Below are 2,921 nucleotides of genomic sequence, written 5' to 3' on the forward strand. Positions count from 1 at the left end.
CGATCTGGACGGATCCGGACTCAGCCGGGCCCCAGACGGTCGCGCACCTGCGCCTGCAGGCGGGCCACCACCCCGGCGACCCCGCCACGGGGGAACTCGTCGCCGAACTCGCCCGGGCCAGCGAGGAGTTCCGCGGGCTGTGGGTGGACCACCTGGTCAAGCCATGCGACCACGGTGTGAAACTCCTGCGGCACCCGGTCGTGGGCCTGCTGACCCTCCCCTTCGAAACCCTCACGATCCCGGCGGCGCCGGACCAGACGATCGTGGTGTATGCGCCCGAGCCCGCTTCCGAGACGGCGGAGAGGCTCCAGCTGCTGGGCAGCTGGAAGGCGGAGACGGTCTCCTAGGTCGTGTCCGCGAGGTCCCGTCGTGTCCGCGAGGTCCCGTCGTTCGCCCGGAGGGCGGGCCCCGCGGCGTCCGGTGCGTGCTCTCGGCGTGCCGGGCGGAGTCCCTCGCACTGGACGTACTCGGGGCTTCGTCCGGTGCGGCGAGTGGGGGTACCCCTGCTCGAGCGGAGTCGAGAGCTCAGGGGAGCCTGCCAGACCCCGCGGGGCAGGCGCGACTTCGCGGACACGATCTGGGCACAAGCGGAGACGGCGGCCCCTGGGCGCAAGCGGAGACGGTCTCGTGGGCGCAAGAAGAAATGCGCGGGGACCGCCGCACCCCCGTGGACGGGGGGCGGGACGACGGCGGTCCCCGCGAAGGACGCGGGCCCGGTCAGGACCTGGGCTTGCGCGTCCATGGCGTCCGTGGAGGTCCGGGAGCCGCTCCGGAGGTCCTGTGACGCCGTTCGGCGCCGGCCCGGGCGGGGAGCCGCTCCCGCCCCTTGCCGACATCCACCAATGTGCAGGACGCGTGTTAAGCGGGTGCTGCGCGAACGTGACACCCGCGTACCGGTTCCGCGACGTCCGCGAAGATCACGGACGCCGCAAGTTCACCCGATACACGGGCAGTTCACCGGAAGTTGGCCGTCACTTCCCCGTGCGGGCAAGGAAGGACAGCAGGTCCTGCCGGCTGACCACACCGGTCGGCTTGCCCTCGACGAGGACGATCGCCGCGTCCGCCTTGCCCAGCACGGCCATCAGGTCCGCGACCGGTTCGCCGGAGCCGACCTGGGGCAGCGGGCCGGACATGTGCTTCTCCAGCGGGTCCTCCAGCGAGGCGTTCTTGCTGAACAGCGCGTCCAGCAGATCGCGTTCCACGACCGAGCCGACGACCTCGGCCGCCATCACGTCGGGGTGGCCGGCGCCCGGCTTGACGACCGGCATCTGCGAGACGCCGTACTCGCGCAGCACGTCGATGGCCTGACCGACCGTCTCCTCCGGGTGCATGTGGACGAGGGAGGGCATGCGGTCGCCCTCCTTGTCGTTCAGGACGTCGGCGACGCGGGCGCTCGGGCCGGTGTCCTCCAGGAAGCCGTAGTCGGCCATCCACTCGTCGTTGAAGATCTTGCTGAGGTAGCCGCGGCCGCTGTCCGGCAGCAGGACCACCACGACGTCGTCCGGCCCGAGCCGCTCGGCGACCTCCAGCGCGGCCACGACGGCCATGCCGCAGGAGCCGCCGACGAGCAGGCCCTCCTCCTTTGCGAGGCGTCGGGTCATCTGGAAGGAGTCCTTGTCGGACACGGCGACGATCTCGTCCGCGACGGTCCGGTCGTAGGCGGTCGGCCAGAAGTCCTCACCGACGCCCTCGACGAGGTAGGGCCGGCCGGAGCCGCCGGAGTAGACGGAGCCTTCGGGGTCCGCGCCGACGACCTTCACCGAGCCGTCGCTGATCTCCTTCAGGTAACGGCCGGTTCCGGAGATGGTGCCGCCGGTGCCCACGCCCGCCACGAAGTGGGTGAGCTTCCCCTCAGTCTGCTCCCACAGTTCGGGGCCGGTCGAGTGGTAGTGGGAGAGCGGGTTGTTGGGGTTGGAGTACTGGTCGGGCTTCCAGGCCCCCGGCGTCTCACGGACCAGCCGGTCGGAGACGTTGTAGTACGAGTCCGGGTGCTCGGGGTCCACGGCGGTCGGGCACACCACGACCTCGGCGCCGTACGCGCGCAGCACGTTGATCTTGTCGGTGCTCACCTTGTCGGGGCACACGAAGATGCACTTGTACCCCTTCTGCTGGGCGACGATGGCGAGCCCGACGCCGGTGTTGCCGCTGGTCGGCTCGACGATCGTGCCGCCGGGCTTGAGAGCGCCGCTCTCCTCCGCCGCCTCGATCATGCGCAGGGCGATGCGGTCCTTCACGGAACCGCCGGGGTTGAAGTACTCCACCTTGGCCAGGACGGTCGCCCTGATGCCCTTGGTCACGCTGTTGAGCTTCACCAGCGGGGTGTTGCCGACGAGGCTGATCATCGAGTCGTGGAACTGCACCGTTGTCTCCGGATGCCGCAGAAGTGGTCTGAGTGGTGCCGCCAGCCTATGACCTTGTCGTGGTCCGTGACGGTCGTTCACTCCCTGTTGAGATTGGGCGACGGGCTGTACGGGGCAAGCACTGGGTGTACGGGTTCGAGGAGGTGGCAGCGACGCATGACGAGCATGTCGAGGGCGAGGGTGGCCCGGCGGATCGCCGCCGGCGCGGCATACGGCGGCGGCGGGGTCGGTCTGGCCGGGGCGGCGGCGGTCGGGCTGGTGCTGGCCGAGGTGCAGCTGGCGCGGCGCCGGGTGGGCAACGGCACGTCTCCTCATGTGCCGCACGCGGACGGGCTGTACGGCCGTGCGTACGCCGGTCCGGCCGACGCACCGCTGAGGCTGACCATGCTGGGTGACTCCACGGCCGCGGGCCAGGGCGTGCACCGGGGCGGGCAGACACCGGGAGCGCTGCTGGCGTCGGGGCTCGCGGCGCTGGCCGAGCGTCCGGTGGCGCTGCGTACGGTCGCGACCCCCGGGGCCTGTTCGGACGACCTGGACCGCCAGGTGGCCCTGGTGCTGGCC

The 2,921-nt window shown here is 71.1% G+C and carries 1 protein-coding gene and 2 pseudogenes; 2 read left to right on the forward strand and 1 reads right to left on the reverse strand.

Annotation, left to right across the window (positions count from 1 at the left end; all coding sequences use genetic code 11):
* Positions 1-347, forward strand: a pseudogene (locus tag ABZ281_RS44555) (transcriptional regulator); the annotation flags it as partial.
* A gap of 624 nt (positions 348-971) precedes the next feature.
* Here the strand turns inward: ABZ281_RS44555 and ABZ281_RS44560 are convergent.
* Positions 972-2,360: a cystathionine beta-synthase gene (locus tag ABZ281_RS44560; protein ID WP_356664004.1), complete on the reverse strand. Its 1,389-nt coding sequence runs from the start codon at positions 2,358-2,360 to the stop codon at positions 972-974.
* 156 nt (positions 2,361-2,516) lie between these two features.
* On the opposite strand from ABZ281_RS44560, the pseudogene ABZ281_RS44565 reads away from it, so the two are divergent.
* Positions 2,517-2,921: pseudogene (locus tag ABZ281_RS44565) on the forward strand (SGNH/GDSL hydrolase family protein); the annotation flags it as partial.

The organism is Streptomyces sp. NPDC006265 (assembly GCF_040613555.1).
Lineage (GTDB): Bacteria > Actinomycetota > Actinomycetes > Streptomycetales > Streptomycetaceae > Streptomyces.